The 26656-nt window shown below is 69.8% G+C and carries 17 protein-coding genes; 9 read left to right on the top strand and 8 right to left on the bottom strand.

Going from position 1 to position 26656, the window contains the following annotated elements; translation table 11 throughout:
* Nucleotides 1-49 precede the first annotated feature (49 nt).
* Nucleotides 50-970 carry a LysR substrate-binding domain-containing protein gene (locus tag LRS14_RS21815; RefSeq protein WP_257801082.1) on the bottom strand — a complete coding sequence of 307 codons (921 nt, stop codon included), beginning with the start codon at nt 968-970 and terminating at the stop codon, nt 50-52.
* 111 nt (nt 971-1081) lie between these two features.
* On the opposite strand from LRS14_RS21815, the gene LRS14_RS21810 reads away from it, so the two are divergent.
* From LRS14_RS21810 to LRS14_RS21775, 8 genes are all read left to right on the top strand, one after another.
* Nucleotides 1082-1831 (top strand): SDR family NAD(P)-dependent oxidoreductase, encoded by a 750-nt coding sequence (locus LRS14_RS21810; protein ID WP_046112464.1) that lies wholly within the window; start codon nt 1082-1084, stop codon nt 1829-1831.
* 28 nt (nt 1832-1859) lie between these two features.
* On the top strand, nt 1860-2849 hold the full coding sequence (locus tag LRS14_RS21805) for a TRAP transporter substrate-binding protein (protein ID WP_257801081.1): 990 nt from the start codon (nt 1860-1862) through the stop codon (nt 2847-2849).
* Nucleotides 2850-2864: 15 nt separating this feature from the next.
* Nucleotides 2865-3380, top strand: coding sequence for a TRAP transporter small permease (locus tag LRS14_RS21800; RefSeq protein ID WP_257801079.1), 516 nt, complete (start codon nt 2865-2867; stop codon nt 3378-3380).
* 16 nt (nt 3381-3396) lie between these two features.
* Entirely contained in the window at nt 3397-4656 is a 1260-nt protein-coding gene (locus tag LRS14_RS21795) for a TRAP transporter large permease (RefSeq protein WP_046112461.1), read from the top strand.
* A 20-nt stretch (nt 4657-4676) separates the two neighbouring features.
* Entirely contained in the window at nt 4677-5531 is an 855-nt protein-coding gene (locus LRS14_RS21790; RefSeq protein ID WP_257801077.1) for a transketolase, read from the top strand.
* Complete coding sequence (locus LRS14_RS21785; RefSeq protein WP_257801075.1) at nt 5528-6532, top strand: transketolase family protein; 1005 nt, start codon at nt 5528-5530, stop codon at nt 6530-6532. The genes LRS14_RS21790 and LRS14_RS21785 overlap by 4 nt, the downstream gene beginning before the upstream one ends.
* An 86-nt stretch (nt 6533-6618) precedes the next feature.
* Nucleotides 6619-8850, top strand: a complete 2232-nt coding sequence (locus LRS14_RS21780; protein WP_257801074.1) for a catalase — start codon at nt 6619-6621, stop codon at nt 8848-8850.
* 116 nt (nt 8851-8966) lie between these two features.
* Nucleotides 8967-9263: a hypothetical protein gene (locus LRS14_RS21775; protein WP_257801073.1), complete on the top strand. Its 297-nt coding sequence runs from the start codon at nt 8967-8969 to the stop codon at nt 9261-9263.
* On the opposite strand, the gene LRS14_RS21770 is transcribed toward LRS14_RS21775, so the two are convergent.
* Entirely contained in the window at nt 9211-11259 is a 2049-nt protein-coding gene (locus tag LRS14_RS21770) for a response regulator (protein ID WP_257801072.1), read from the bottom strand. The two genes, LRS14_RS21775 and LRS14_RS21770, sit on opposite strands and share 53 nt — an antisense overlap.
* Nucleotides 11256-17801, bottom strand: a complete 6546-nt coding sequence (locus LRS14_RS21765) for a HAMP domain-containing protein (RefSeq protein ID WP_257801071.1) — start codon at nt 17799-17801, stop codon at nt 11256-11258. Before LRS14_RS21765 ends, LRS14_RS21770 begins: the two co-directional genes overlap by 4 nt.
* A 254-nt stretch (nt 17802-18055) precedes the next feature.
* Between LRS14_RS21765 and LRS14_RS21760 the strand changes: the two genes are divergently transcribed.
* The gene (locus LRS14_RS21760) at nt 18056-18937 is read left to right on the top strand and encodes a LysR family transcriptional regulator (RefSeq protein WP_046112456.1); all 882 of its coding nucleotides are present in this window, start codon (nt 18056-18058) and stop codon (nt 18935-18937) included.
* Nucleotides 18938-18969: 32 nt separating this feature from the next.
* Here LRS14_RS21760 and LRS14_RS21755 read toward each other — a convergent pair whose 3' ends face one another.
* The 5 genes from LRS14_RS21755 to nirB all read right to left on the bottom strand — a co-directional run bounded on the left by LRS14_RS21755 (nt 18970) and on the right by nirB (nt 26573).
* Nucleotides 18970-20172, bottom strand: a complete 1203-nt coding sequence (locus tag LRS14_RS21755; RefSeq protein ID WP_257801070.1) for a CaiB/BaiF CoA-transferase family protein — start codon at nt 20170-20172, stop codon at nt 18970-18972.
* Nucleotides 20173-20185: 13 nt separating this feature from the next.
* Entirely contained in the window at nt 20186-21157 is a 972-nt protein-coding gene (locus LRS14_RS21750) for a tripartite tricarboxylate transporter substrate binding protein (protein WP_046112454.1), read from the bottom strand.
* 113 nt (nt 21158-21270) lie between these two features.
* Entirely contained in the window at nt 21271-22281 is a 1011-nt protein-coding gene (locus LRS14_RS21745; protein ID WP_257801069.1) for an amidohydrolase, read from the bottom strand.
* Nucleotides 22282-22409: 128 nt separating this feature from the next.
* On the bottom strand, nt 22410-23711 hold the full coding sequence (locus tag LRS14_RS21740) for a nitrate- and nitrite sensing domain-containing protein (RefSeq protein WP_257801068.1): 1302 nt from the start codon (nt 23709-23711) through the stop codon (nt 22410-22412).
* Nucleotides 23712-23756: 45 nt separating this feature from the next.
* Complete coding sequence (nirB, locus tag LRS14_RS21735; RefSeq protein WP_257801067.1) at nt 23757-26573, bottom strand: nitrite reductase large subunit NirB; 2817 nt, start codon at nt 26571-26573, stop codon at nt 23757-23759.
* Nucleotides 26574-26656 lie beyond the last annotated feature (83 nt).

Genomic DNA, 26656 nt, shown 5'->3' with positions numbered 1-26656 from the left:
CAGCCGGCCACGGCCACGGCCGCGGGTGCGGGCCGCTGCAATCGCGCCGCTAGCGCGCCGACCGCGGCGAGGGCCCGCGCACGATGCGCGTGCGGCTGGCCTCGCTGTGCAGCCAGGCGAGGAAGGCCACCACCGCCGGCCGGCGGGCATGGCGCGCCGGATACACCGCGAAATGCGCCTTCACCTTCAGCGCCTTGTCGAAGCCGAACACCGGGCGCAGCTTGCCGTCGGCCAGGTGGCCGCCCGCATTGATGGCGCTCTCCAGCGCCACGCCCAGGCCCTGGGTGGCGGCGTCCAGCGACATCTGTGCGCGGTCGAAGCGCACCGCGAAGCGCTCCGGCGCTCGCTTGTCGCTGAAGGCGCGGAACCAGTCCGACCACTGCACGATGCTCACGTTGCTCTGCACCAGCGGCACGTCCAGCAGCTGCTCCACGCGCTTGAGCCGGTGCTCGCGGATGAAGGCAGGGCTGGCCAGCGGCAGCACCGGCTCCTCGAACAGCGGCTCCACTTCCAGGTCGGGCCATTGCGGCACGCCGTAGCGGATGTCCACGTCGGCCTGGCCCAGGCCGAAGTCGCTGTGGGTATGGGCCGCCGACAGGTTCAGGCTGATGTCGGGATGGGCCTGGGCGAAGCCGCGCAGCCGCGGCATCAGCCACAGGCTGGCCAGGCTGGGCGCGGAATGCACGTACAGGCTGTTGCCCACGCCCTGCTTCAGGTCCTCGGTGGCGGCCACCAGCGCGGTGAGGGCGCCCGCCACGCGGGCCAGGTACAGCTCGCCGGCCTGGCTCAGCCGCACGCCGTGCGCGCTGCGCTCGAACAGCCGCACGCCCAGCTGCGCCTCCAGCTTGGTGATCTGGTGGCTGACGGCCGATGCGGTGAGGTGCAGCTCGGCCGCGGCCAGCGCGAAGCTGCGGCGGCGGGCCACTGCCTCGAAGGCCAGCAGGTTGGCGACGGGAGGGACGGCGGCCATAGGGTGAACCCCATCGTTGGATGACGATTCGTCATCATAGGTTGACAACTCGTCGCTTGTGCTCAGGAGGTGCCCCCACGAAGATTCGGCCACCCCATCAAGGAGACGAAGATGTTGCTCAAGGACAAGGTGGCCGTCATCACCGGCGGCGCAGGCCTCAACGGCCTGGGCTTCGCCACGGCGCGCCAGATGGCCGCGCAGGGCGCCCGCGTGGTGCTGCTGGACCTGGAACGCGCCGCGCCGGCGGCCGCCGCGGCGCAGCTGGGCCCGGCGCACCTGGGCCTGGTGGCCGACGTGACCGACAAGGCCTCCTGCGATCGGGCCATCGCCGCGGTGCTGGAGCAGTTCGGCCAGGTGGACGTGCTGGTCAACAACGCCGGCATCACCCAGCCTGTGAAGACGCTGGAGATCACCGGCGCCGACTACGACCGCATCCTGGACGTGAGCCTGCGCGGCACGCTGCACATGTCGCAGGCGGTGCTGCCCTCCATGCAGGCCCGCCGCAGCGGCTCGATCGTGTGCATCTCGTCGGTGTCGGCGCAGCGTGGCGGCGGCATCTTCGGCGGCCCGCACTACTCGGCCGCCAAGGCCGGCGTGCTGGGCCTGGCCCGTGCGATGGCGCGCGAGTTCGGCATCGACGGCATCCGCGTCAACTGCATCGCGCCGGGCCTGATCGAGACCGACATCACCCAGGGCAAGCTCACGCCCGAGCGCAAGAAGGAGATCGCCGACACCATTCCGCTGGCGCGGCTGGGTGCGGCTTCCGACGTGGCCGGTGCTTGCGTGTTCCTGGCCAGCGACCTGTCGGCCTATTGCACCGGCATCACGCTCGACGTCAACGGCGGCATGCTGATCCACTGACCGCCGCCACCACAACAGGAGACAAGCCATGCAACGCAAGACCTTCCACCGCCTGGCGACCGCCGCCGCCTTCGCCCTGCTGGCACCCGCGCTGGCCGGGGCCCAGCCGGTCAAGCTCACGCTGGGCCACGGCGCCGCGCCGGGCAATCCGCGGCATGAGGCCGCGCTCAAGTTCGCCGAGGTGCTGAAGACGAAGACCGCCGGCCGCATCGAGGTGCAGGTGGCGCCTTCGGCCCAGCTGGGCGACGACGCCGCGATGGTGACCGCTGTGCGCACCGGCGCGCTGGACATCACCGCCAACTCGCAGGGCGCGGTGGCCACCGCGGTGCCGGAGTACGCGGCCTATGGCATGCCCTTCCTGTTCGCCAGCTCGGCCCAGGCCTTCAAGGTGCTGGACGGCGCGCTGGGCAAGGAGCTGGCCGAGAAGTCGGCCGCCAAGGGCATGGTGGTGCTGGGCTACTGGGACAACGGCATCCGCCACATGACCAATGCCAAGCGGCCGATCGCCAAGGTGGAGGACGTCAAGGGCCTGAAGATGCGCACGCCGCCGGACGCGGTGCTGGTCGACATCATGCAGGCGCTGGGGGCCGAGGCGCAGCAGATCAAGTTCGCCGAGCTGTACGTGGCGCTGCAGCAGGGCGTGGTGGACGGCCAGGAGAACCCGCTGGCCAACTTCCACGCCAGCAAGCTCTACGAGGTGCAGAAGCACCTGGCCCTGACCAGCCACATGTTCCAGATGACGCCGCTGCTGATGAGCAAGCGCAGCTGGGACCGCCTGTCCGAGGCCGACCGCAAGGCCGTGACCGAGGCCGCGGCCGAGGCCACCACGCTGCAGCGCACGCTGTCGCAGGAGGCCGACGAGAAGCTGCTGGCCGACCTCAAGGCCAAGGGCGTGCAGGTCACCACCGTGGACAAGGCCGGCTTCGAGAAGGCCACCGCCAAGGTGGAGGAGAAGTGGGCCGCCGGCCCCATCGGCCCCTATGTGAAGAAGGTGGTTGCCGCCGCCCGCAGCAACTGAAGCCGGAGGCCCGCGATGAACGCAGTCGAACGCGCGGTGGTGGCGCTGTGCCGCCTCGTGCTGTGGATCAGCACGTCCGTGATCTTCGTGATCCTGGTGGCCAACACGGTGCTGCGCTATGCCACCGGCGCCAGCCTGCAGTGGGCCAACGAGGTGCCCGAGCTGTTGTTCCCGTGGCTGGTGATGGCCGGCGTGGTGCTGGCCGCGGCCAGCGGCGCGCACATCACCACCACCTTCCTGGTGGAGGTGCTGCCCGAGCGCGCGCGGCGCTGGGTGGCGGTGGCCAGCTGGCTCATCGTGGCCGGGCTCTATGCCACGCTGGGCTGGGCCACCTTCCAGATGCTGGAGATCGTGCACGACGAGCGCACGGCCATCCTGCAGATCCCCGGCTCCATCACCTATGCCTGCGTGATGGTGGGCATGGCGCTGCTGGCGGTGCTGGCGCTGCAGTCCGCCGGGTCGGCGCTGCTGGCAGGCCCGCCGGCACCGCAGGCCGAGGGCGAGCAGCCCGTGCCTTCCGCCCACTGGTAGCCCAGGAGACGCCGCCATGACTGCCTTGATCCTGTTCGTGTTCCTGGGTGGCGCCGTGATCGCCATGCCCATCGCCCATGCGCTGCTGGTGGCCGCACTGGCGGCCGCCGCCAGCTCCGACCGCGTGCCGCTGGACCTGCTGGTGCAGCAGATGGTGGCGCAGGTGCAGAGCTTTCCGCTCATCGCCATCCCGTTCTTCATGCTCACCGGCTCCCTGATGATGGGTGGCAAGCTGGGCGAGGCGCTGATCGGCGTGCTGTCCACGCTGATCGGCCGCTTCCACGGCGGGCCGGCCCAGGTGGGGGTGATGTCGTCCACGCTGTTCGGCGGCGTGTCGGGCTCGGCAGTGGCCGATGCCTCGGCCATCGGTTCGCTGCTCATCCCCTGGCACAAGCGGCTGGGCTATCCGGCGGCCTTCTCGGCGGCCACGCTGGCGGCGGCGGCCACCATCGACATCCTGATCCCGCCGTCGATCCCGCTGATCCTGTTCGCGCTCAGCGCCAATGCCTCCATCGCCTCGCTGTTCGTGGCGGGCGTGCTGCCCGGCATGCTGATGTGCGGCGGCTTCATGGCGGCCTGCTGGTGGGTGGGGCGGCGGCGCAACTTCCCGCGCGACACATCGCCGTTCAATGGCCCGGCCTTCCGCCGCCATCTGCTGTACGCGCTGCCGGCGGTGGTGCTGCCGGTGCTCATCATCATCTTCCTGCGCTTCGGCATCGCCACGCCCACCGAGGTGGCCGTGCTGTCCACGCTGTACGCCGGCCTGGTGTCGGCCGTGATCTACCGCGACCTGGGCTGGAAGCGGCTGAACGATGCGGTGGTGCATGCGGGCCTGGCCACCGGGGTGGTCCTGCTGGTGATCATGGCCTCGGCCGCCATCGGCTGGCTGCTCACCTACGACCAGATGCCCACCGGCGTGGCCAACTGGGTGCAGCAGAACGTGCATGCGGCCTGGCTGATCGTGCTGCTGATGAACCTGATGATGCTGTTCCTGGGCATGTTCATCGACCTGCCGGCGGCGGTGCTGCTGCTCACGCCGGTGTTCGTCCCGATGGCCAATGCGATCGGCATGGACATGACGCAGCTGGGAATCATGATGGTGGTCAACCTGGCCATCGGCCTGTACACGCCGCCGGTGGGCACCACGCTGTTCATCACCAGCGCACTGGCCAAGGTGAAGGTGGGCCAGACGGTGCGCGAGCTGGGCCCGTTCTACCTCGTCGCCTTCGGCGTGCTGGCACTCGTGTCCTACGTGCCGGCGTCCATCCTCAAGTAACTCCCTTCCGGAGACGTTCCATGACTGAGCAAGAACACTTGCTGGCGCGGCTGCGCCAGAGCGCCTGGCGCATCCGCCGCTATGCCCTGCGCATGGGCGAGGTGCAGGGCCAGGGCTACATCGGCCAGGCCCTGGGCTGGGCCGACGTGCTGGCGGTGGCCTATGCCCATGCGCTGAAGCTGCGCCCGGCCGAGCCGGAATGGGAAGGCCGCGACCGCTTCCTGCTGTCGCACGGCCATTACGCCATTGCGCACTATGCGGCGCTGATCGAGGCGGGCACCATCGCCGAGGAGGAGCTCGAGACCTACGGCAGCGACGACAGCCGGTTGCCGATGTCGGGCATGGCCACCTACACGCCAGGCATGGAAATCTCCGGCGGCTCGCTGGGGCAGGGCCTGCCCATCGCGGTGGGCATGGCGCTGGCGCTGCGCCACAAGGGCAACCCGGCCTTTGTCTACAACTCCATGTCCGATGGCGAGCTGGACGAAGGCTCCACCTGGGAAGCCGCGATGGGCGCCGCCCACCACCGGCTGGCCAACCTGGTGTGCCTGGTGGACATCAACAACCAGCAGGCCGACGGGCCTTCGGGCAAGGTGCTGGGCTTCGAGCCGCTGGCCGACAAGTGGGCCGCCTTCGGCTGGCATGTGCAACGGGTGGATGGCAACGACCTGGCCGCGGTGCTGCGCGCCTTCGATGGCGCGCGCCACCTGGCCGAGCCGCGTCCGCGCGTGATCCTGTTCGACACGCTAATGGGCAAGGGCGTGCCCTTCCTGGAGCAGCGCGAGAAGAACCACTTCATCCGCGTCGATCCGCCCGAGTGGCAGCAGGCGCTGCAGATCCTGGACCAGACGCAGCCCGAGGAGGCCGTGCAATGAACACCGTCGCTGACAAGAAGCCCCGCCTCACCACCTCGGCGATGATCGCCTCCATCGCCAGCGAGGGGCAGCGCGTCAAGGCCGCGCCCTTCGGCAAGGCCCTGGTGGCGCTGGCCGAGCAGCGGCCCGAGATCGTCGGCCTGACTGCCGACCTGGCCAAGTACACCGACTTGCACCTGTTCGGCCAGGCCTATCCCGAGCGCTTCTTCCAGATGGGCATGGCCGAGCAGCTGCTGATGGCCGCCGCCGGCGGCATGGCCAAGGAAGGCCTGCTGCCATTTGCCACCACCTATGCGGTGTTCGGCACCCGGCGCGCCTACGACTTCATCCACCAGGTGATCGCGGAGGAGAACCTCAACGTCAAGCTGTGCTGCGCGCTGCCGGGCCTGACCACCGGCTACGGCCCCAGCCACCAGGCCACGGAAGACCTGGCGCTGATGCGCGGCATCCCCGGCCTGACCATCGTCGACCCTTGCGACGCGCTGGACATCGAGCAGGCAGTGCCGCAGATCGCGGCCCACACCGGCCCCGTCTACATGCGGCTGCTGCGCGGCAACGTGCCGCTGGTGCTGGACGAATACGACTACCGCTTCGAGCTGGGCAAGGCCAAGCTGCTGCGCGACGGCAACGAGGTGCTGGTGATCGCCAGCGGCTTCATGACCATGCGCGCGCTGGAAGTGGCCGAGGCCTTGCACGCCGACGGCATCGGCGTGGCGGTGCTGCATTGCCCCACCATCAAGCCGCTGGACGAGGCGGCCATCGTGGAAGCGGTGCGCTACAAGCACCGGCTGGTGGTGGTGGCCGAGAACCATTCCGTCATCGGCGGCCTGGGCGAAGCGGTGGCCAGCACGCTGCTACGACACCGCGTGCAGCCAGCGGGCTTCCAGCTGGCGGGCCTGCCCGACCGCTTCCTCGATGCCGGCGCGCTGCCCACGCTGCACGACCGCTACGGCATCAGCACGCCCACGCTGTCGGCCCGCATCCGGGCCTGGCTGGGCTGAGGCCGCGCCAGCCGCTGGTGGCTGACCGGTCGCGGCATGCGCATTGCCACTGCGCGACGCGACATGCGTTCACCACCAGAGGCTTCATGACCGATTCCACCGATCCCCGCGCCGAGGCGCCTTCCCGCCGCCGCTTCCTGGCCGCTGCCAGTGCTTCCACCGCCGGCGTGGCCGTGTCCCCGTTGCTGGCCGCCGGCCCGGCCGCGGTGCAGCCCTCGGGCACCCGGCCCACCGACAAGGCCGGCGACCTGGCGCACGAGACCACCGTCGACGCGGGCCAGCAGCTCACCAGCAACCAGGGCCTGAAGATCGCGGACAACCAGAACACGCTGAAGGCCGGCGTGCGCGGCCCCAGCCTGCTGGAAGACCAGCTGTTCCGCGAGAAGATGACCGCGTTCGACCATGAGCGCATCCCCGAGCGGGTGGTGCATGCCCGCGGCGCCGCGGCCCATGGCTACTTCCAGGTGTACGAGCCGATGGCCCGCTGGACGCGCGCCGGCTTCCTGAACGACCCGCGGGCCCGCACGCCGGTGTTCGTGCGCTTTTCCACCGTGGCCGGCTCGCGCGGCTCGGCCGATACCGCGCGCGACGTGCGCGGCTTCGCGGTGAAGTTCTATACCCAGGAAGGCAACTTCGACCTGGTGGGCAACAACATCCCGGTGTTCTTCATCCAGGACGCGATCAAGTTCCCGGACCTGGTGCATGCGGCCAAGCCCGAGGCCGACCGCGAGATCCCGCAGGCCTCCACCGCGCACGACACCTTCTGGGACTTCATCTCGCTGATGCCCGAGTCCACCCACATGATCATGTGGATCATGTCGGACCGTGCCATCCCGCGCTCCTACCGGATGATGGAGGGCTTCGGCGTGCACAGCTTCCGCTTCGTGGATGCGCGCGGCACCAGCCGCTTCGTCAAGTTCCACTGGAAGCCGCTGAACAACGGCGTGCACGGCCTGGCCTGGGACGAGGCGCAGAAGCTCGGCGGCAAGGACCCCGACTTCCACCGCCGCGACCTGGCCGAGGCCATCGACGCCGGCGCCTTCCCCGAATGGGAGCTGGGCGTGCAGGTGGTGGAGGAGGCCGATGCCGAGCGCCTGGGCTTCGACCTGCTGGATGCCACCAAGATCATCCCGGAAGAGCTGGTGCCGGTGCGGCCCATCGGCAAGATGGTGCTCAACCGCAACCCGGACAACTACTTTGCCGAGACCGAGCAGGTGGCCTACCACGTGGGCAACCTGGTGCCGGGCATCGACGTCAGCGAAGACCCGCTGCTGCAAGGGCGCATGTTCTCGTACGTGGACACCCAGCTCACCCGGCTGGGCGGCCCCAACTTCCACGAGATCCCGATCAACCGCGCGGTGGTGCCGGTGCACAACATGAACCGCGACGGCTTCCACCGCCAGACCATCAGCAAGGGCCGCATCAACTACGAGCCCAGCTCGATCGATGCGCCGCCGATCAAGGAGGTGCCGGCCAACCAGGGCGGCTTCGCCAGCGCCGCGGTGCCGGTCAGCGGCACCAAGCTGCGCAAGCGCTCGGAATCCTTCGGCGACCACTATTCGCAGGCCACCCTGTTCTGGCAGAGCCAGACGCCGGTGGAGCAGCAGCACATCGTGGAGGCGCTGCAATTCGAGCTGGGCAAGGTGGCGGTGCCGGCGGTGCGCCAGCGCATGCTGGCCAACCTGGTGAACGTGGATGCCACGCTGGCCGCCCGCGTGGCCGAGGTGCTGGGCATGCCGGTGCCGCCGGCCAGCCCGCGCACGCCGGCCCGCCGTTATGCGCCTTCGCCGGCGCTCAGCATGCTGGCCCGCAACAACCCCAAGAGCATCGCCGGCCGCAAGGTGGCGGTGCTGGTGGCGCCCGGCGTGGATGCCGCCGGCCTGCAGGCGGTGAAGTCGGCGCTGATGAGCGCCGGCGCCAAGGTGCGGGTGCTGTCCAGCCGGCTGGGCGAGGTGCGGGATGCGGCCGGCGGCAGCGTGCCGGTGGACGATCTCATCGTCACCCAGCCTTCGGTGGTGTTCGATGCGGTGCTGGTGCCGGGCGGCGCGGCCAGCGTGGCCGCGCTCAAGGGCTCGGCCGATGCGGTGCACTTCGTGCGCGAGGCCTTCAAGCATGCCAAGCCCATCGCCGCGCTGGGCGAGGGCGCGGACCTGCTGGCCTCGGCCGGCGTGCTGCCGCCGCAGGCGCCGGGCGCCCGCCGTCCCGGCATCCAGCTGGCACCGGCCGACGGGGCCGGCGCGCTGGCCCAGGCCTTCGTGGCCGACATCGCGGTGCACCGCCACTGGGACCGTGGCGGCAAGGACGTGATCGCGGCCTGATGCGCACTTGAGGCCGAAGTGCGGCCCGGTTGGGGCCCTGTTCCGCGGCTTGCCCGCGGACGGGGTTGGCCATGATGGCGGCCAGGCGTGCGTTGTGCCCGCCACGAGGCCCACCCATGCTGAGCAACACCCCCATCCGCACCGCCTTCGACTACGTCCGCATCGACGAGGGCGGCCTCCAGATCGACCCGGCCGTGGCGCACTACCTGCGCCATGTGCTGGCGCCCACCCGCGATCCGCAGCTGCAGCTGCAGCACCTGGAATGGCTGCTGGGCGTGCTGGGCGACGGCGCCGACCTGCATGAGCAGGACGACCGCCTGCTGCTGCATGCGGTGCAGCAGCTGAAGACGGCCATCCAGCTCAGCGCCGGCGCGCCAGGCCGTAGACCGTACGCGCCAGCGACACCGCATTGACCGGCTTCTGCACCACCGTCTGGTAGCCGCTTTCCACCGCATTGCGCTTGTCCTCGGCCCGCACGAAGGCCGTCACCGCCACCGCCGGCAGCTGCTCGGCACCCAGGCCCAGTTCGCCGCGCACCAGCTCGATGAGCCGGTAGCCGTCCATGCCCGGCATGCCCAGGTCGCTCAGCAGGATGTCGAAGCGGTGCTGGCGCAGTGATTCCAGCGCCTGCTCGCCCGAGTTGGCGGTGCTCACCACCGCGCCGCGGTCTTCCAGGAAGCGGCGCTGCACCTCCAGCACGTCGGCATGGTCGTCCACCAGCAGCACCCGCAGCCGCTGCAGGCTCACGTCGTCGATGCCCAGGGCCGCGGCCTCGGCCGCCTCCCAGGGCTCGGCATCGGACACCGCCGCCGCCGGCGGCGGGCCCGCCGTGCGGGCATCGGCCCGCGCCCGCGGGAATTCCACGGTGAACAAGGTGCCCTGGCCCACGCCGGGGCTGTGGGCGCTGATGCGGCCGCCATGCTGCTCCACGAGGCTGTGGGCGATGGACAGGCCCAACCCCAGGCCGCCATGGGCCCGCGCGGCCGAGCCGTCGGCCTGGCTGAAGCGCTCGAACACATGCGGCAGGAACTCCGGCCGGATGCCTTCGCCGGTGTCGCACACCTGCAGCCGCACCACCGCGCCCTCCTGCGCCGTGGACACCTGCACCCGGCCTCCGGCCGGCGTGAACTTCAGGGCGTTGGCGATCAGGTTGGACACGATCTGGTGCAGCCGTGCGGTGTCGCCCATGATCTCCAGGGGCGGCGCCTCGGCCAGCTGCAGCGCGATCTCCACGCCCTTGTTCTGCGCCGCCGGCCGCGCGTTGTCCACCGCCGCGGCGGCCACGCCGTTCAGGTCCAGCAGCTCGAAGTTCATGCGCAGCTTGCCGGAGACGATGCGGCTTTCGTCCAGCAGGTCCGACACCAGTTGCGACTGCGCCCGCGCATTGCGCGCGATGACCTCGATGCCCCGCTGCAGCATGGCCGCATCGGTCTTGGGCCGGCGCAGGATGGCCGTCCAGCCCAGGATGGCGGCCAGTGGCGTGCGCAGCTCGTGGCTCAGCGAGGCGAGGAAGGCCTCCTTGGCCCGCGCCACGCGTTCCACTTCCTCCCGCGCGGCCTGCTCGGCGGCGAACAGTCGCTCGCGCCGCACGTCCACCTCGCGCCGCTCGGTCACGTCCAGGAAGTAGATCGACAGGCCGGCTTCCGACGGATAGCAGTGGCACTGAAACCACTTGTCCACCGGCTCGAGGAAGTATTCGTCGAAGGACAGGGTGCGGCCTTCCTCCCGCGCGCGGCGGTACCAGCCGGCCGAATGCTCCGACACCCGCGCCGGCGGCTGCCACAGGCAGGTGCCGTCCAGCTCCTCGGGGCTGGCGCCCATCAGCCGAGCACCGCGCTCGTTGGCATAGGTGAAGCGCCATTCGCGGTCCAGCATCAGCAGGCCATCGGTGATGCTGCCCATCATCTCGCGCAGTTGGCGGTCGGCGCGGTGCAGCGCCTCGGTGCGCTCGGCCACGCGCTGCTCCAGCGTCTGGTTCAGGTCGCGAAGTTCCTGGTTGGCGCGGCTCAGCGCGCGGCTCTGCCGGTGCAGCTCCACGAACACCGACACCTTGGAGCGCAGCACCGCCGGGTTCACCGGCTTGTTCAGGAAGTCCACCGCGCCGGTGCCGTAGCCTTCCAGCACATGCTGGTCGCGGTCGTAGTAGGCGGTGAGGAAGATGATGGGCACGCCGGCCGTCTTCTTGCGCTCCTTGATCATCTGCGCCAGCTCGAAGCCGGTCATGCCCGGCATGCGGATGTCCAGGATCAGCAGCGCGAACTCCTCCTGCACCAGCGCCAGCAGCGCCTGGTCGGGCGAATCCGCGCGCACCAGCCGGTAGCCCGGATCGTCGAGCACGGTCTCGAGCACCACCAGGTTGGCGGGCTCGTCGTCGACGATGAGGATGTTGACGGGCTCGTGAGAGGTCATCGGAACAGCCACACCCGCATCAGCGACAGCAGCTGCGCGGTGTTCACCGGCTTGGAGATGTAGTCGCTGGCGCCGGCCTCCAGGCACTTCTCGCGGTCGCCCTTCATCGCCTTGGCCGTCAGCGCCAGGATCGGCAGGTTGCGCAGGCGCGGATGCTTGCGGATCTCGCGCATGGTCTCGTAGCCGTCCATGTCCGGCATCATGATGTCCATCAGCACGATGCCGATGTCGTCCGACTCCTCGATCAGCCGGATGGCGTCACGGCCGTTGGTGGCGCTCACCACCTCCATCTCCTGGTTCTCCAGCAGCGTGGTCAGCGCGAAGATGTTGCGCGCATCGTCGTCCACCACCAGCACCTTGTGGCCACGCAGCCAGTCGCTGGAGTGGTGCAGCCGCTCCAGCATCTGCTGCTTGTCCGGCGGCAGCGCGGTGACGGTGCGGTGCAGGAACAGCGCCGTCTCGTCCAGCAGCCGCTCGGGCGACTGCACGTCCTTCAACACGATGCTCTTGGCCATCGAGCGCAGCTGGGCGCGGTCGTCGTCGCTCAGCTCGCGGCCGGTGAACACCACCACCGGGATCTCCGCCAGCGTGCGGTCGGCCTGCAGCCGCTTGAGCAGCTCGAAGCCGCTCATGTCGGGCAGCCGCAGGTCCAGCACCACGCAGTCCACCGCCTGCGCGGACAGCGCGGCCAGCGCCTCGGTGCCGGTGCCCACGGTGTCGATCTGGATGTCGTCATGGCCCAGCAGGGCCTCGATGGCGGCGGCCTCTCGCTCGTCGTCCTCCACCACCAGCAGGCGGCGGGTGCGCGGCGCGGTGAACTGCTTGATGCGGTCCAGCCCGGCCTCCATGCCCTCGCTGGTGGGCGACTTCACCAGGTACGAGAAGGCGCCGTGCGCCAGCCCGTGGTTGCGGTCCTCGTCGGCCACGCTCAGCACCTGCACCGGGATGTGGCGGGTGCTCGGGTCCAGCTTCAGCTGGTTGAGCACGGTCCAGCCCAGCATGTCGGGCAGGAACACGTCCAGCGAGATGGCGGTGGGCAGGTATTCGCGCGCCAGCGCCAGGCCCTGCGCGCCCTTGAGCGCGACCAGGCCCTTGAAGCCGCGGTCGCGCGCGGCGCCCAGCAGGATGCGGGCGTAGTGCGGGTCGTCCTCGATGATGAGCAGCACCGCATCGTCGGGGCCGATGTTGCCGCGGTCGTCGGCCACCTGGGCGTCGCGCATGATGGGCAGCACGCTGAAGCCGTGCGGCACGATCACGTCGTCGGGCAGGCGGTCGGCCGGCGGCAGCCGCTTGGTCTCGCCGGCGGCGAAGGTCAGCGGCAGGTACAGCGTGAAGGTGCTGCCCTCGCCATGCACGCTGGTGAGCTTGATCTCGCCGCCCAGCAGCATGGCCAGCTCGCGGCTGATGGCCAGTCCCAGCCCGGTGCCGCCGTACTTGCGGGAGGTGCCGGCATCGGCCTGCTGGAAGGCCTCGAAGATCAGCCGCTGCTTGTCCGGCGGCACGCCGATGCCGGTGTCCTCCACCGCGAAGGCCACCACCTGCGGCGCGGTCTTCAGCACCGGATGGTCGCTGCTCCAGCCTTCGGTGGCATAGCCCACGCGCAGCTCCACATGGCCGCGGCTGGTGAACTTCACCGCGTTGGACAGCAGGTTCTTCAGGATCTGCTGCAGCCGCTTGCTGTCGGTCTCCAGCGTGCGCGGCAGGTCGTCGTCGAACAGCACCCGCAGCGGCAGGTTCTTGGCATCGGCCACGTGGCGGAAGTTGCGCTCGATGTTCTCGCGCAGCACCGCGAACGGGATGGGCTCCACCTCCACCGTCACCGTGCCCGACTCGATCTTCGACAGGTCCAGGATGTCGTTGATCAGGTGCAGCAGGTCGGAGCCGGAGGAATTGATGTTGCGCGAGAACTCGACCTGCTTCTCGGTCAGGTTGCCGCTGCCGTTGCCGGCCAGCTGCTGGCTCAGGATCAGGATGGAGTTGAGCGGCGTGCGCAGCTCGTGCGACATGTTGGCCAGGAACTCCGACTTGTACTTGGAGGTGAGCGCCAGTTCGGCCGCCTTTTCCTCCAGCGCATGGCGGGCCTGCTCCACCTCTGCGTTCTTGCGCTCCACCTCGGCGTTCTGCTCGGCCAGCAGCCGGGCCTTGGTGCCCAGCTGCTCGTTGGTTTCCTGCAGCTCGCTCTGGCGGGACTGCAGCTCCACCGTGAGCTGCTGCGACTGCGACAGCAGCCGCTCGGTGCGCATGGTGGCCTCGATGGTGTTGAACACCGCGCCGATGCTCTGCGTGAGCAGCTCCAGGAAGGCCAGCGAGCCGCTGGCGAACGGGCGGATCGCGGCCAGCTCGATCACCGCCTTGGTCTGGCCTTCGAACAGCACCGGCAGCACCACGATGCTGACGCGCCGCGCCTGCACCAGGCTGGTGGCGATGGTCACCTGCTCCGGCTCGATGTCGGACAGCACGATGCGCTTCTTCTCCAGCGCGGCCTGGCCCACCAGGCCTTCGCCCAGCGCGATGGACTGCGCCGCGCCCAGGTCGCCGCCCTGGGCATAGGCCGACAGCAGCCGCAGCTGGGCCTGCGGGCTCTCGCCGCCGCCCGCCAGGTGGTAGATGGTGCCCTGCTGCGTGTCCAGCAGCGGCGCCAGCTCGCTCAGCAGCATCTGGCTCACGGCCTGCAGGTCGCGCTGGCCCTGCAGCATGCCGGTGAACTTGGCCACGTTGGTCTTCAGCCAGTCCTGCTCGCGGTTGCGCTCGGTGGTCTCGCGCAGGTTCGAGATCATCGTGTTGATGTTGTCCTTGAGCTCCGACACCTCGCCCATCGCATCCACCTGGATGGAGCGGGTGAGGTCGCCCTTGGTCACCGCGGTGGCCACCTCGGCGATGGCGCGCACCTGCGTGGTGAGGTTGGCCGCCAGCAGGTTCACGTTGCCGGTCAGGTCCTTCCAGGTGCCGGAGGCGCCGGGCACGTTGGCCTGGCCGCCCAGCCGGCCTTCCACGCCCACCTCGCGGGCCACGTTGGTCACCTGGTCGGCGAAGGTGGCCAGGGTGTCGGTCATGCCGTTGATGGTGTCGGCCAGCGCCGCCACCTCGCCCTTGGCCTGCACCGTCAGCCGCTGCGTCAGGTTGCCGTTGGCCACGGCGGTCACCACCTTCACGATGCCGCGCACCTGCTCGGTCAGGTTGCTGGCCATGAAGTTCACGTTGTCGGTCAGGTCCTTCCAGGTACCGCCCACGCCGGACACCTCGGCCTGGCCGCCCAGCTTGCCCTCGGTGCCCACCTCGCGCGCCACCCGCGTCACCTCGCCGGCAAAGGCATTGAGCTGGTCCACCATGGTGTTGATGGTGTTCTTCAGCTCCAGGATCTCGCCCTTCACGTCCACCGTGATCTTGCGGTTCAGGTCGCCGCGGGCCACGGCGGTGGTCACCTCGGCGATGTTGCGCACCTGCGCGGTGAGGTTGGCGCCCATGGTGTTGACCGAGTCGGTCAGGTCCTTCCAGGTGCCGGCCACGCCGGGCACCACTGCCTGCACGCCCAGCCGGCCCTCGGTGCCCACCTCGCGGGCCACGCGCGTCACTTCCGATGCGAAGGAGCGCAGCTGCTCCACCATCGTGTTGATGGTCTCCTTGAGCTGAAGGATCTCGCCGCGCACGTCCACCGTGATCTTCTTGGACAGGTCGCCGTTGGCCACCGCGATGGTCACCTCCGCGATGTTGCGCACCTGGCCGGTCAGGTTGCTGGCCATGGAATTGACGTTGTCGGTCAGGTCCTTCCAGGTGCCGGCCACGCCGGGCACCGCGGCCTGGCCGCCCAGCTTGCCCTCGGTGCCCACCTCGCGCGCCACGCGGCTCACCTCGGAGGCGAAGGCGCCCAGCTGCTCCACCATGGTGTTCATGGTTTCCTTGAGCTGCAGGATCTCGCCCTTCACGTCCACCGTGATCTTGCGGCTCAGGTCGCCGCGGGCGATGGCGGTGGCCACGTCCGCGATGTTGCGCACCTGGCCGGTGAGGTTGCTGGCCATGGAGTTGACGTTGTCGGTCAGGTCCTTCCAGGTGCCGGCCACGCCGGGCACCTGGGCCTGGCCGCCCAGCTTGCCGTCTGTGCCCACCTCGCGGGCCACCCGCGTCACCTCGGAGGCGAAGCCGTTGAGCTGGTCCACCATGGTGTTGAGGGTGTTCTTCAGCGCCAGGATCTCGCCGCGCACCTCCACCGTGATCTTGCTGGACAGGTCGCCGCGGGCGATGGCGGTGGCCACGTCGGCGATGTTGCGCACCTGGCCGGTCAGGTTGCTGGCCATGAAGTTGACGTTGTCGGTCAGGTCCTTCCAGGTGCCGGCCACGCCGGGCACCACCGCCTGGCCGCCCAGCTTGCCGTCGGTGCCCACCTCGCGGGCCACGCGGCTCACCTCGGATGCGAAGCCGTTGAGCTGGTCCACCATCGTGTTGAGGGTGTTCTTCAGCTCCAGGATCTCGCCCTTCACGTCCACCGTGATCTTCTTCGACAGGTCGCCGTTGGCCACGGCGGTGGCCACGTCGGCGATGTTGCGCACCTGGCCGGTGAGGTTGCTGGCCATGGAGTTGACGTTGTCGGTCAGGTCCTTCCAGGTGCCGGCCACGCCGGGCACCTCGGCCTGGCCGCCCAGCTTGCCTTCGGTGCCCACCTCGCGGGCCACGCGGCTCACTTCGCCGGCGAAGGCGTTGAGCTGGTCCACCATGGTGTTGATGGTGTTCTTCAGCTCCAGGATCTCGCCGCGCACGTCCACGGTGATCTTCTTGGACAGGTCGCCGTTGGCCACGGCGGTGGTCACTTCCGCGATGTTGCGCACCTGACTGGTCAGGTTGGTGGCCATCGCATTGACCGAGTCGGTCAGGTCCTTCCAGATGCCGGCCACGCCGCGGCCCTCGGCCTGGCCGCCCAGCTTGCCTTCGGTGCCCACCTCGCGGGCCACCCGCGTCACCTCGGAGGCAAAGCCGCCGAGCTGGTCCACCATGGTGTTGATGGTGTTCTTCAGCTCCAGGATCTCGCCGCGCACGTCCACGGTGATCTTCTTGGAGAGGTCGCCGTTGGCCACTGCCGTGGTCACCTCGGCGATGTTGCGCACCTGGCCAGTCAGGTTGCTGGCCATGAAGTTGACGTTGTCGGTCAGGTCCTTCCAGGTGCCGGCCACGCCGGGCACCACCGCCTGGCCGCCCAGCTTGCCTTCGGTGCCCACCTCGCGGGCCACGCGGCTCACCTCGCCGGCAAAGCCGTTGAGCTGGTCCACCATGGTGTTCATGGTGTTCTTCAGCGCCAGGATCTCGCCCTTGACCTCCACCGTGATCTTCGACGAGAGGTCGCCCTTGGCGATGGCGGTGGCCACGCCCGCGATGTTGCGCACCTGGCCGGTGAGGTTGCTGGCCATGGAGTTGACCGAGTCGGTCAGGTCCTTCCAGGTGCCGGCCACGCCGGGCACCGCGGCCTGGCCGCCCAGGCGGCCTTCGGTGCCCACCTCGCGGGCCACCCGCGTCACTTCCGACGAGAAGCCGTTGAGCTGGTCCACCATCGTGTTGATGGTTTCCTTCAGCTCCAGGATCTCGCCCTTCACGTCCACCGTGATCTTGCGGCTCAGGTCGCCGCGCGCCACCGCCGTCGTCACGGTGGCGATGTTGCGCACCTGGGCCGTGAGGTTGGTGGCCATGGCGTTGACCGAGTCGGTCAGGTCCTTCCAGGTGCCGGCCACGCCGGGCACCACCGCCTGGCCGCCCAGTCGGCCATCGGTGCCCACCTCGCGCGCCACGCGGGTCACCTCCGAGGCGAAGGAGCGCAGCTGGTCCACCATGGTGTTGGTGGCCTCCTTCAGCTGCAGGATCTCGCCGCGCACGTCCACCGTGATCTTCTTGGACAGGTCGCCGTTGGCCACGCCGATGGTCACCTCGGCGATGTTGCGCACCTGGGCCGTGAGGTTGCCGGCCATCTGGTTGACCGAGTCGGTCAGCTCCTTCCACACGCCCGACACGCCGCGCACCTGCGCCTGGCCGCCCAGCTTGCCCTCGATGCCCACCTCGCGCGCCACCCGCGTCACTTCCGAGGTGAACACCGACAGCTGCTGGATCATGGTGTTGACCAGCCGCGCCGAGCGCAGGAACTCGCCGCGCAGCTCGCGGCCGTCCACTTCCAGCTCCATCGCCTGGCCCAGGTCGCCCTTGGCCACCGCGCCGATGGTGCGGGCGATCTCGGCCGTGGGCCGCACCAGGTCGTCGATCAGGGTGTTGATGGCATCGACGTTGCCGGCCCAGCCGCCCACCGCGCCGGGCAGGGTCATGCGCTGGCGCAGCCGGCCTTCCTTGCCCACCGTCTCGCTCAGCCGTTCCACCTCGGCCGAGATGCGCGCCTGCTGTGCGATGGTCTGGTTGAAGGCGCGGGCGATCTCGGCTTCCACGCCGTCCCAGTCGTCGGGCAGGCGGCGGCTGAAGTCGCCGTCACGCAGGGCCACCATCGCCGCCAGCACCTGGCGGTTGCGGCCATCGGCCCGGCTGGCGGCGGGCATCGTACTCAGCTCGGCACTCATCGCGGTGTCCTCCCGCTCGCCATGTCTCCATCCCGCGCACGCTGCCGCGGCAGCGCCCTCGCATGCTTGTCGTCCCGCTCGGCATGGTCTCCGCCCCATTTTTCAGATAACGAAATCTGTCAGACGGCCGCGACGGCGCCAATCGGCAATCGTGCGTCTGCGTTGTAGGACGTGTCTGACACGCGCTTCAGCGCCCCGGGGTGAGCAGCAGCACCCGCAGCAGACCCCGTTCCGAACGTCACGCCGGCTCGACAATGGCCGCCGTGGAAACCGCCTACTTCAGCACCTTTCTTCTCGTCGTCGAAGCAGGCTCGATGTCCGAGGCCGCGCGCCGCCTGGACATCACGCCCGCCGCCGTGGCGCACCAGCTGAAGCTGCTCGAGCGCGAGCTGGGCGTGCGGCTGGTGGTGCGCGCGGGCCGCACCGTGGCGCTGACCGAGGCAGGTCATGCATTGGCTGCGCGTGCGGGCAGGGTGCTGCAGGAGATCGGCGACCTGAAGGCCGCGCTCAGCGACGAGGCTGCCACCGGCGAACTGCGGCTCGGCGCCATCAACACCGCCCTGCACAGCGTGATGCCGGCGGTGCTCGCCGGCTTCGTCGCCGCTTATCCCGACGCCGCGGTCACCATCCGCTCGGGTGTCTCCAGCGACCTGTATGACGCCGTGCTTCGCGGTGAGCTGGACGTGGCCATCTCGCTGCACCCGCCCTTCCAGTTGCCCAAGACCCTGCAATGGGATGAGTTGACCGATGAGCCGCTCGTGGTCATGGCGCCGCCGCGCTGGGCCGGCCGGGATGCCCTTGCGCTGCTGCGCGAAGAGCCGTTCATCCGCTACGACCGCGCGCTCAGTGGCGGCAAGCAGGCCGACATGTTCCTGCGCAAGGCCGGCATCGTGCCGCGCCAGCGCTTCACGCTCAGCTCGCTGCCTGCCATCGCCATGCTGGTCGACCGCGGCCTGGGCGTGTCGCTGGCGCCCGACGCGTCAGTGCCCTGGCTGCGGGGCTTGCGGGTCGCACGCATCCCCGTCGACGACCCTTACCGGCGGCGCCTGGGGGTCATCTGGCCGCGCGCCTCGGTGCGCACGCGCCTGATCAAGGCGCTGGTGCAGGCGGCGCGCAAGGCGGTCGTGAAGCGGTGACCTTGCCGGTGCGGCGGCGCACGGGACCGGGTTCAAACGATCCGTTCATCCTTCAACGCCTGGATCTCCGCGGGGGTGCAGCCCAGCTCCGCAAGGATCTCGTCGTTGTGCTGGCCTAGCAGCGGTGGCGGTGTGTCCACCGACGGCGCCTGGCCATTGAGCTTGAAGCCGGTGCGCACCACGCGGATGTCGCGGCCCACGCCGGGTGCTTCCTTGAAGGTGGCCAGCATGCCGCGCCCGGCGATCTGCGGATGGGCCAGCGCCTGGGGCACGGTGTACACCGGCCCGGCGGGCACACCCGCCTCGTTGAGTCGAGCCCACCAGACCTCGGCCGACTCGCCGGCCATCGCCTGCTCCATCAGCGTGCGCAAGTCTTCGCGGTGGGCCAGGCGTGCGTGGCGGTCGACGAAGCGCGGGTCCTGTGCCCATTGCGGGTGGCCCAGCACGGTGCAGACTGCTTCGAACTGCTCCTGCTTGTTGGCGGCGATGTTCAGCAGTCCGTGCCCGGTCTTGAACGTGCCCGAAGGGCTGGCCGTGACGTTGTCGTTGCCCATGGGCTGTGGGTCGCGATCGGCGATCAGGTGGTTGGACACGGCCCATCCCATCGTGGCCATCGCGGCCTCCAGCATCGAGACGTCGATGAACACGCCTTCGGTGCGCCGGCGATCGGCCAGCGCAGCGGCCACCGCAAAGGCGGCGGTGATGCCGCCGATGGTGTCGGCGACCGGATAACCGACGCGGTAGGGCGCGTTCTCGGGCGCGCCGGTCACGCTCATGATCCCCGACATGCCCTGGATGATCTGGTCATACGCGGGCAGGTCGCGCAGCGGCCCATCCTGGCCGAAGCCGGAGATCGCGCAGTACACCAGGCGTGTGTTCTCCTTCATCAGCTCGGCATGGCCCAGCCCCAGCCGGTCCATCACGCCAGGGCGGAAGTTCTCCATCACGACGTCGGCCGTGCGTACCAGGCGGCGGAACACCGCCTTGCCGCTGGCGTGCTTGAGGTTCAGCGTCAGGGAGCGCTTGCCCGGGTTCTGGGCCAGGAAGGACACGCCCATGTTCCGCTTGCTCAGCGTCACGTCGCCGCCGAGCTGACGCGCCAGATCGCCGGTGCCCACGGTCTCGACCTTGATCACGTCGGCGCCCATGTGCGCCAGCTGGTGGCAGGCGAAGGGGCCGGCCAGCACGTTGGTCAGGTCGAGCACCCGGATGCCATGCAGGGGCTTGGTTGACACGGTCGTCTCCTGATCAATCGGCCTTGATGCCGGCGGCCTTCACCACGGCGCCCCAGCGCTTCATCTCGCCCTGAACCAGCTGCGCCGCCTGGGCGGGCGTGTTCGACGCCGGCTCCAGGCCCTGCTCGGCCAGCAGCCGGCGTCCATCGGCAGAAGCCAATGCATCCGTGACGGCCTTGTTGAGCTTGTCCACCACCGGTTGCGGCGTGGCGGCGGGCACCGCAAAGCCGACCCAAAAGTCCATCACCACCTTGGGCAGACCCGCTTCCTTGGCCGACGGCACATCCGGCAGCAGGGGTGAGCGCTTGTCGCTGGTGACCATCAACGCCCGCAGCTTGCCCGAGCGGATGTGGGGAAGCGCCGTCGGCAAGGACGTGACCAGCGCCTGCACCTGGCCGCCCATCAGGTCCTGCAGCACCGCGCCCGCCCCCTTGTACGGCACGTGCACGAGGTCCACGCCGGCCGCGTTCTTGAACAGTTCGCCGCCCAGGTGGGTGTTGGTGCCATTGCCACCGGAGCCGTAGTTGAACTTGCCCGGGCTGGCCTTGGCCACGGCGATGAATTCCTGCACCGTCTTGGCCGGCACGCCGGGGTTGATGACCAGCACGTGCGGCGCCGAGGCAGCCGTGACGACGTGCGTGAAGTCCTTGGACGCATCGAAGGGCTGCTTGATGCCCAGCGACGGCGCGATGGTGAACGACATCTCGGTGGTCAGCAGCGTGTAGCCATCGGGCGCGGCGCGCGCCACGGTTCCCCAGCCGATGTTGCCGCCGCCGCCGGCCTTGTTCTCGACGACCAGCGTCTGACCCAGGCTGTTGCCGATCTGGGCGGTGACGATGCGGGCGACGATGTCGGTGGTGCCGCCCACCGCGTAGGGCACGACGACGGAGATGGGTTTGGCGGGGTAGGCCTGCGCGAATGCGCTGCCGGCGCCCGTCAGGGCAAGGAGCAGGGCGGCGAAGCGGCGGCGTTGCAATCGAGTCATGGTGGTGGTCCTTGGGTGATGTTCAGTCGACCGTGACGACGTGGGTTTCGCGGGGGACGGCGCTCGGGTCGGGGAGGGCGCCGGGGCAAGGCCCAACGGCCCGAAGGGAGGGTTCAGTCCAGGCGGTACACGCGCTTGGCCGTGCCCGAGAACAGCGCCTGCTTCTCGTCGGGGCTGCAGCCGGCGGCCAGCCGTTTGAAGGCGTTCCAGACGACGTGGTAGCTGCAGGAACCCTTGTCGACCGGGAAATTGCTCTCGAACATGCAGCGTTCGGCGCCGAAGGCTTCGATGCAGGTCTCGATCCACGGCTTCCAGTGGCGGGCGAGGTGTTCGGACGAAGGCGCGACCGGCAGCGCCTCGAAGCCGAAGCCGTTGATCCGCATGCCCAGCCCGCCCAGCTTGACGTGCACGTTCGGCAGCCGGGCCAGCGCGCCCATGGCATCGCGCCAACGGCGGAACACCTCCTCCTCACGGCCCTGATAGGCGCCGATGCGGACGATGCCGCCGCAATGGTTCACGACGATGGTGGTGTCGGGAAAGGCCTGTGCGGTGGCCAGCAGCTCGGTCAGCTGCGGGAAGAACAGCCAGGCGTCGTACGACAGGCCCAGCGGTGCCAGCTGCGCCAGCCCCGCGCGGTACGCGCTGTCCAACAGCAGGCCGGCAGGCGCGGCGGTGGCCGGGTTGGCGAGCGAGGTGTCGGCGTCCCAGGTCGTCAGGTGGCGGATGCCCCGGAAGCGGCCCCGGCCGGCCGCGATGTGGGCCTCCAGCACGCCCTGCACCGCATCGCCGAGCCGCAGGTCGGCATGCCCGACGATGCCGGCGGCCACCTGGACGGGGCTGCGGTTCTCGGTGACCGCCGCGACGTACGCCGTCTCGCCGACGGGCTGGCAGGCCACTGGCCCGTCGGTGCGATAGCGCGTGAGCGCCTGCATGTAGACGGAGGCCTGCACCGCATGGCCCGAGGCAGCGTCGGCGCGGTAGTCCTCATCGAGGTAGCGCCAGCCGGGCCGGTCGTAGAAGTGGTGATGGGCGTCGATGATGGCCAGGTCGGCTTCGAGGACGTCTTCCTGGCGGGATTTCAGCCAGTCGTCGCGCACCGGCAGGTAGTTGTTGGTCTGACCCATCTTGTCTCCACGGTCGGCTTCCGCGCCGCCTCGCTCGGGCGTCGTCTCGTGATCGCCCGTGGCCAGTGTCCGGCCACGGACACCGACAAGAAAGTGGGGGAGTCTGTGATCAGATCAAAACGGCGCTATCAAGTCGCGCGCGCCGGCGCAAACGCGAAGTCCGGCAGCGACAGCGTGGCCTCGGCCACGTCCAGCAGCCGGCGGTTCTGGTCCATCGAGGTCTTCTGCAGCGCGCGGAAGGCGGCCTCCTCGGTCATGCCCATGCGCGACATCAGCACGCCCTTGGCGCGCTCGATCACCTTGCGCTCATGCAGCGTGCGGCGGGCGGTGTCGAGCTCGGCTTCCATCGCGGCCAGCCGCGCCGCCTGCGCCTGCAGCAGTTCCATCAGCGCATGGCTCTCGCCGGCGGGCGTGAGTGTGGCGTCGGGCAGGCCGGGCGCGGCCTCGGGGCGGTGGCGGCTATCGAAGAAGCGGGCCACCGCATCCGCATGCTGCGGCGGATGGCTGCGCAGGCCCTGCAGCAGGCCTTCGGAATCCTGCAGCGCCTGCTCGGCGCGCAACCGCTGCGCCTCGCATTCGGCGCGCAGCTGGCCGATGACGGCCAGCACCCGCTGCCACAGGCTGTCGATGCGGGCGCTGCAGGCGTCGAACCAGGCCTGGCTGTGGCGGCTGTCCAGCGGTGCTTCCGGCCGTGCAGTGGACAGCATGCGGCGCAGCCGCTCCAGCCGCGCGGCATCGGGCGTGAGCTGCTGCGCTTCCCAATCGGCGCGCAGCGCCTCGTCGGCGAAGTCGGCGAAGACCTGCAGGCTGCGGTCCTGCGCATCGATCAGGTGCATCACCCGCTGCTGCAAGGCCTCGGCGCAGCGGCCGGAGGCGAACAGCACCGCACCCAGTGCCCTTTCCTGGCCGGCGGCCTCGTTGGCCTGCACCAGGTGCAGCAGCGCCACCAGCAGCCGAGAAGCCCCGGGCAGCCGGGCCGCATCGGCAATGTGGAAGATCAGCTCCACCGGCCCGGCGATCAGCCGGCTGTAGGCGGCCACCGAATCGGCCGCCTCCATCTGCTGGCGCTGCACCTGCGCCCGCAGCGCCGGCAGCGACTGCAGGCCCAGCAGCACCCAGGCGATGAGCGACAGCATCGGCGCGGTCGGGCCCTGGGCCGGTTGCAGCTGCAGCGCCAGCAGCCGGCGCAGCTGGCGGTCGGCCTCGTCGGCCTCGGCCATGGCCTGCTCGCGGACATCGGCAAAGCGCTGGCCGCCCGAGGCCAGGAAGATGCTGGTGGCGCCGCGCTCGCGCTGCAGGCCGTGGATCAGGTGGCCGATGGCATCCACCAGCTCGGCGCGGTCGGCCAGCTGCCGCACCGCGTCGATCTCCAGCTGCTTGGCCTGCAGCACCAGCTGCGATACGGACAGTTCTTCGGCCGGCTCGGGCATGCACACACTCCAGGACTTCAGGCGGTTGCCAGCCGCCATTCTTCTTCAGGCCAGCGTCTCCAGCGCTTTCAGCGCCACCAGCACCCGCCCGCCTTCCACCCGCACCGCATGGGCGCGCACCGAATGCTCCGGCGCCTCGATGCATTCGCCGCTGCGCAGGTCGAAGTGGTTCTTGTACAGCGGCGAGGCCACGACGATGCGCTCGCCCAGGTTGCCCACCAGCCCGCGCGACAGCACGCTGGCGCCCGACTTGGGGTCCACGTCGTCGATGGCGTGGTACCGGTCGGCACCGATGCGGAACACCGCCACCGGCCGCTGCTGCACCACGGCGCGCACGCCCGCATCGGGCAGGATGTCGTCCACCGTGCAGACGGCGGTCCAGCCTTCGGCCTCGGCGGCGTCGGCTGCATCCGCTGCCGCTTCGGCGGGCGCGGCCTGGTTCACCGCCGCCACGAAGCGCTTGCGGGTGGCGGGGTCGGTCACGGCCGTCTTCCACTCGCACTGATAGGTGTCCACCACCTGCTGCATCTGCGCTTCCAGCTCGGCGGCCAGGCCCAGGCTGTCGTTCACCACCACGTCCTTCAGGTTGTCCAGGCCGCCTTCCAGGTTGTCGCGCCAGGTGCTGGTGCGCTGCAGCCGGTCGGCGGTGCGCACATAGAACATCAGGAAGCGGTCGACCAGCTTCACCAGCGTGGCCTCGTCCAGGTCGCTGGCCAGCAGCTCGGCATGGCGCGGCTTCATGCCGCCATTGCCGCACACGTAGAGGTTCCAGCCCTTGTCGGTGGCGATGATGCCTACGTCCTTGCCCTGGGCCTCGGCGCATTCGCGGGTGCAGCCGGAGACGCCGAACTTGATCTTGTGCGGCGCCCGCAGGCCCTTGTAGCGGTTCTCCAGCATCACGGCCAGGCCCACGCTGTCGCCCACGCCGTAGCGGCACCAGGTGCTGCCCACGCAGCTCTTGACCGTGCGCAGGCTCTTGCCATAGGCATGGCCGGATTCGAAGCCGGCGGCGATCAGCTCCTCCCAGATGGCGGGCAGCTGCTCCAGCCGGGCGCCGAACAGGTCCAGCCGCTGGCCGCCCGTCACCTTGGTGTAGAGGCCGTACTTCTTCGCCACCTGGCCCACGGCGATCAGCCCGTCGGGCGTCACCTCGCCGCCGGCCATGCGCGGCACCACGGAATAGGTGCCGTCCTTCTGGATGTTGCCCAGGAAGTAGTCGTTGCTGTCCTGCAGCGGCGCCAGGTCCTTCTTCAGCACGAACTCGTTCCAGCAGCTGGCGAAGATGCTGGCTGCCACCGGCTTGCAGATGTCGCAGCCCAGGCCGCTGCCATGGCGCTGCAGCAGCTCGCCGAAGCTGCGGATGTTGCCCACGCGCACCAGGTGGTACAGCGCCTGGCGCGAGTGCGGGAAGTGCTCGCAGACATGGTCGCTCACCGCCATGCCGCGCCGGCCCATCTCCATCTTCATCACCTGCGTGACCAGCGGCACGCAGCCGCCGCAGGTGGCGCCGGCCTTGGTGCAGGCCTTGATCTGGCCGATGCTGGTGGCGCCTTCGCCCACCGCTTCGCAGATGCGGCCCTTGCTCACGTTGTTGCAGGAGCAGATCTGCGCGCTGTCGGGCAGGGCCGCCACGCCGATGCCGGCCTTGGGCTGGCCGTCGCTGGAAGGCAGGATCAGGAACTCGGGCTCGGCCGGCAGCGGCACGCCGTTCAGCGCCATCTGCAGCAGCGTGCCGTACTCGGCCGCATCGCCCACCAGCACCGCGCCCAGCAGCTGCTTGCCGTCGTCGCTGATGACGATCTTCTTGTAGACCTGCCGGCGCTCGTCCACGTAGACGCAGCTGCGGCTGTGCGCCGTGCGGCCATGCGCATCGCCGATGCTGGCCACGTCCACGCCCATCAGCTTGAGCTTGGTGCTCATGTCGGCGCCGACGAACGCGGCATCGGTGCGGCCGGCGATGTGCGCGGCGGCCACGCGGGCCATCTCGTAGCCCGGCGCCACCAGGCCGAAGGTCTGCTCGTTCCAGGAGGCGCATTCGCCGATGGCATAGACGTGCGGGTCGCTGGTGCGGCAGGCGCTGTCGATCACCACGCCGCCGCGCGGGCCGATGGCCAGCACGCACTGCCGCGCCAGCTCGTCGCGCGGCCGGATGCCGGCGGAGAACACGATCATGTCGGTCTCGAGGTAGCTGCCGTCGGCATACACCATGCGGTGGCGCGCGGTGGCGCCGTCGGTGATCTCCACCGTGTTGCGGCTGGTGTGCACCTGCACGCCCAGCGCCTCGATCTTGTGGCGCAGCACGCGGGCGCCGCCTTCGTCCACCTGCACCGCCATCAGCCGCGGCGCGAACTCCACGACATGCGTCTGCAGGCCCAGGTCGCACAGCGCCTTGGCGCATTCCAGGCCCAGCAGGCCGCCGCCCACCACCACGCCGCTGCGCGAGGCCGCGCCGGAGGCCTTCATCGCCTCCAGGTCCTCGATGGTGCGGTAGACGAAGCAGTGCGGCCGGTCGCGGCCCGGCACCGGCGGCACGAAGGGGCTGGAGCCGGTGGCCAGCACCAGCTTGTCGTAGGGCAGCACGCTGCCGTCGGCGGTGGTCACGGTGCGGGCACGGCGGTCCACCTTCTCGGCGCGGGCACCGAGCGTCAGCCGGAAGCCGGTGCGCTCGAAGAAGCCGGGCTCCACCAGCGACAGCTGCTCGGCCGTCTTGCCGCTGAAGAACTCCGACAGGTGCACCCGGTCGTAGGCGGCGCGGGGTTCCTCGCACAGGACGGTGACCTCGAGGTCGGTCAGGCCGGATTCGGCCAGGCTTTCCAGGAACTTGTGGCCCACCATGCCGTGGCCGACGAGAACGATCTTCATGCTTGATCCTGCACGGTGCGCGGGCGGCCGCGGCGTGACGGTGCAGGTGTGCTGCGCCTCGGCCGACCCGTCGCACGGGTTGA

Source organism: Aquincola sp. J276, from assembly GCF_024700035.1.
Lineage (GTDB): Bacteria > Pseudomonadota > Gammaproteobacteria > Burkholderiales > Burkholderiaceae_C > Aquincola > Aquincola tertiaricarbonis.
This window is presented reverse-complemented; position numbering and strand designations above follow the sequence as displayed.

Coding starts and splice junctions, on each gene's coding strand:
- LRS14_RS21790 (WP_257801077.1), top strand. CDS start 4,677: ATGACTGAGCAAGAACACTTGCTGGCGCGGCTGCGCCAGAGCGCCTGG.
- LRS14_RS21750 (WP_046112454.1), bottom strand. CDS start 21,157: ATGACTCGATTGCAACGCCGCCGCTTCGCCGCCCTGCTCCTTGCCCTG.
- LRS14_RS21745 (WP_257801069.1), bottom strand. CDS start 22,281: ATGGGTCAGACCAACAACTACCTGCCGGTGCGCGACGACTGGCTGAAA.
- LRS14_RS21785 (WP_257801075.1), top strand. CDS start 5,528: ATGAACACCGTCGCTGACAAGAAGCCCCGCCTCACCACCTCGGCGATG.
- LRS14_RS21775 (WP_257801073.1), top strand. CDS start 8,967: ATGCTGAGCAACACCCCCATCCGCACCGCCTTCGACTACGTCCGCATC.
- LRS14_RS21800 (WP_257801079.1), top strand. CDS start 2,865: ATGAACGCAGTCGAACGCGCGGTGGTGGCGCTGTGCCGCCTCGTGCTG.
- LRS14_RS21795 (WP_046112461.1), top strand. CDS start 3,397: ATGACTGCCTTGATCCTGTTCGTGTTCCTGGGTGGCGCCGTGATCGCC.
- LRS14_RS21740 (WP_257801068.1), bottom strand. CDS start 23,711: ATGCCCGAGCCGGCCGAAGAACTGTCCGTATCGCAGCTGGTGCTGCAG.
- LRS14_RS21805 (WP_257801081.1), top strand. CDS start 1,860: ATGCAACGCAAGACCTTCCACCGCCTGGCGACCGCCGCCGCCTTCGCC.
- LRS14_RS21765 (WP_257801071.1), bottom strand. CDS start 17,801: ATGAGTGCCGAGCTGAGTACGATGCCCGCCGCCAGCCGGGCCGATGGC.
- LRS14_RS21760 (WP_046112456.1), top strand. CDS start 18,056: ATGGCCGCCGTGGAAACCGCCTACTTCAGCACCTTTCTTCTCGTCGTC.
- nirB (WP_257801067.1), bottom strand. CDS start 26,573: ATGAAGATCGTTCTCGTCGGCCACGGCATGGTGGGCCACAAGTTCCTG.
- LRS14_RS21810 (WP_046112464.1), top strand. CDS start 1,082: ATGTTGCTCAAGGACAAGGTGGCCGTCATCACCGGCGGCGCAGGCCTC.
- LRS14_RS21770 (WP_257801072.1), bottom strand. CDS start 11,259: ATGACCTCTCACGAGCCCGTCAACATCCTCATCGTCGACGACGAGCCC.
- LRS14_RS21780 (WP_257801074.1), top strand. CDS start 6,619: ATGACCGATTCCACCGATCCCCGCGCCGAGGCGCCTTCCCGCCGCCGC.
- LRS14_RS21815 (WP_257801082.1), bottom strand. CDS start 970: ATGGCCGCCGTCCCTCCCGTCGCCAACCTGCTGGCCTTCGAGGCAGTG.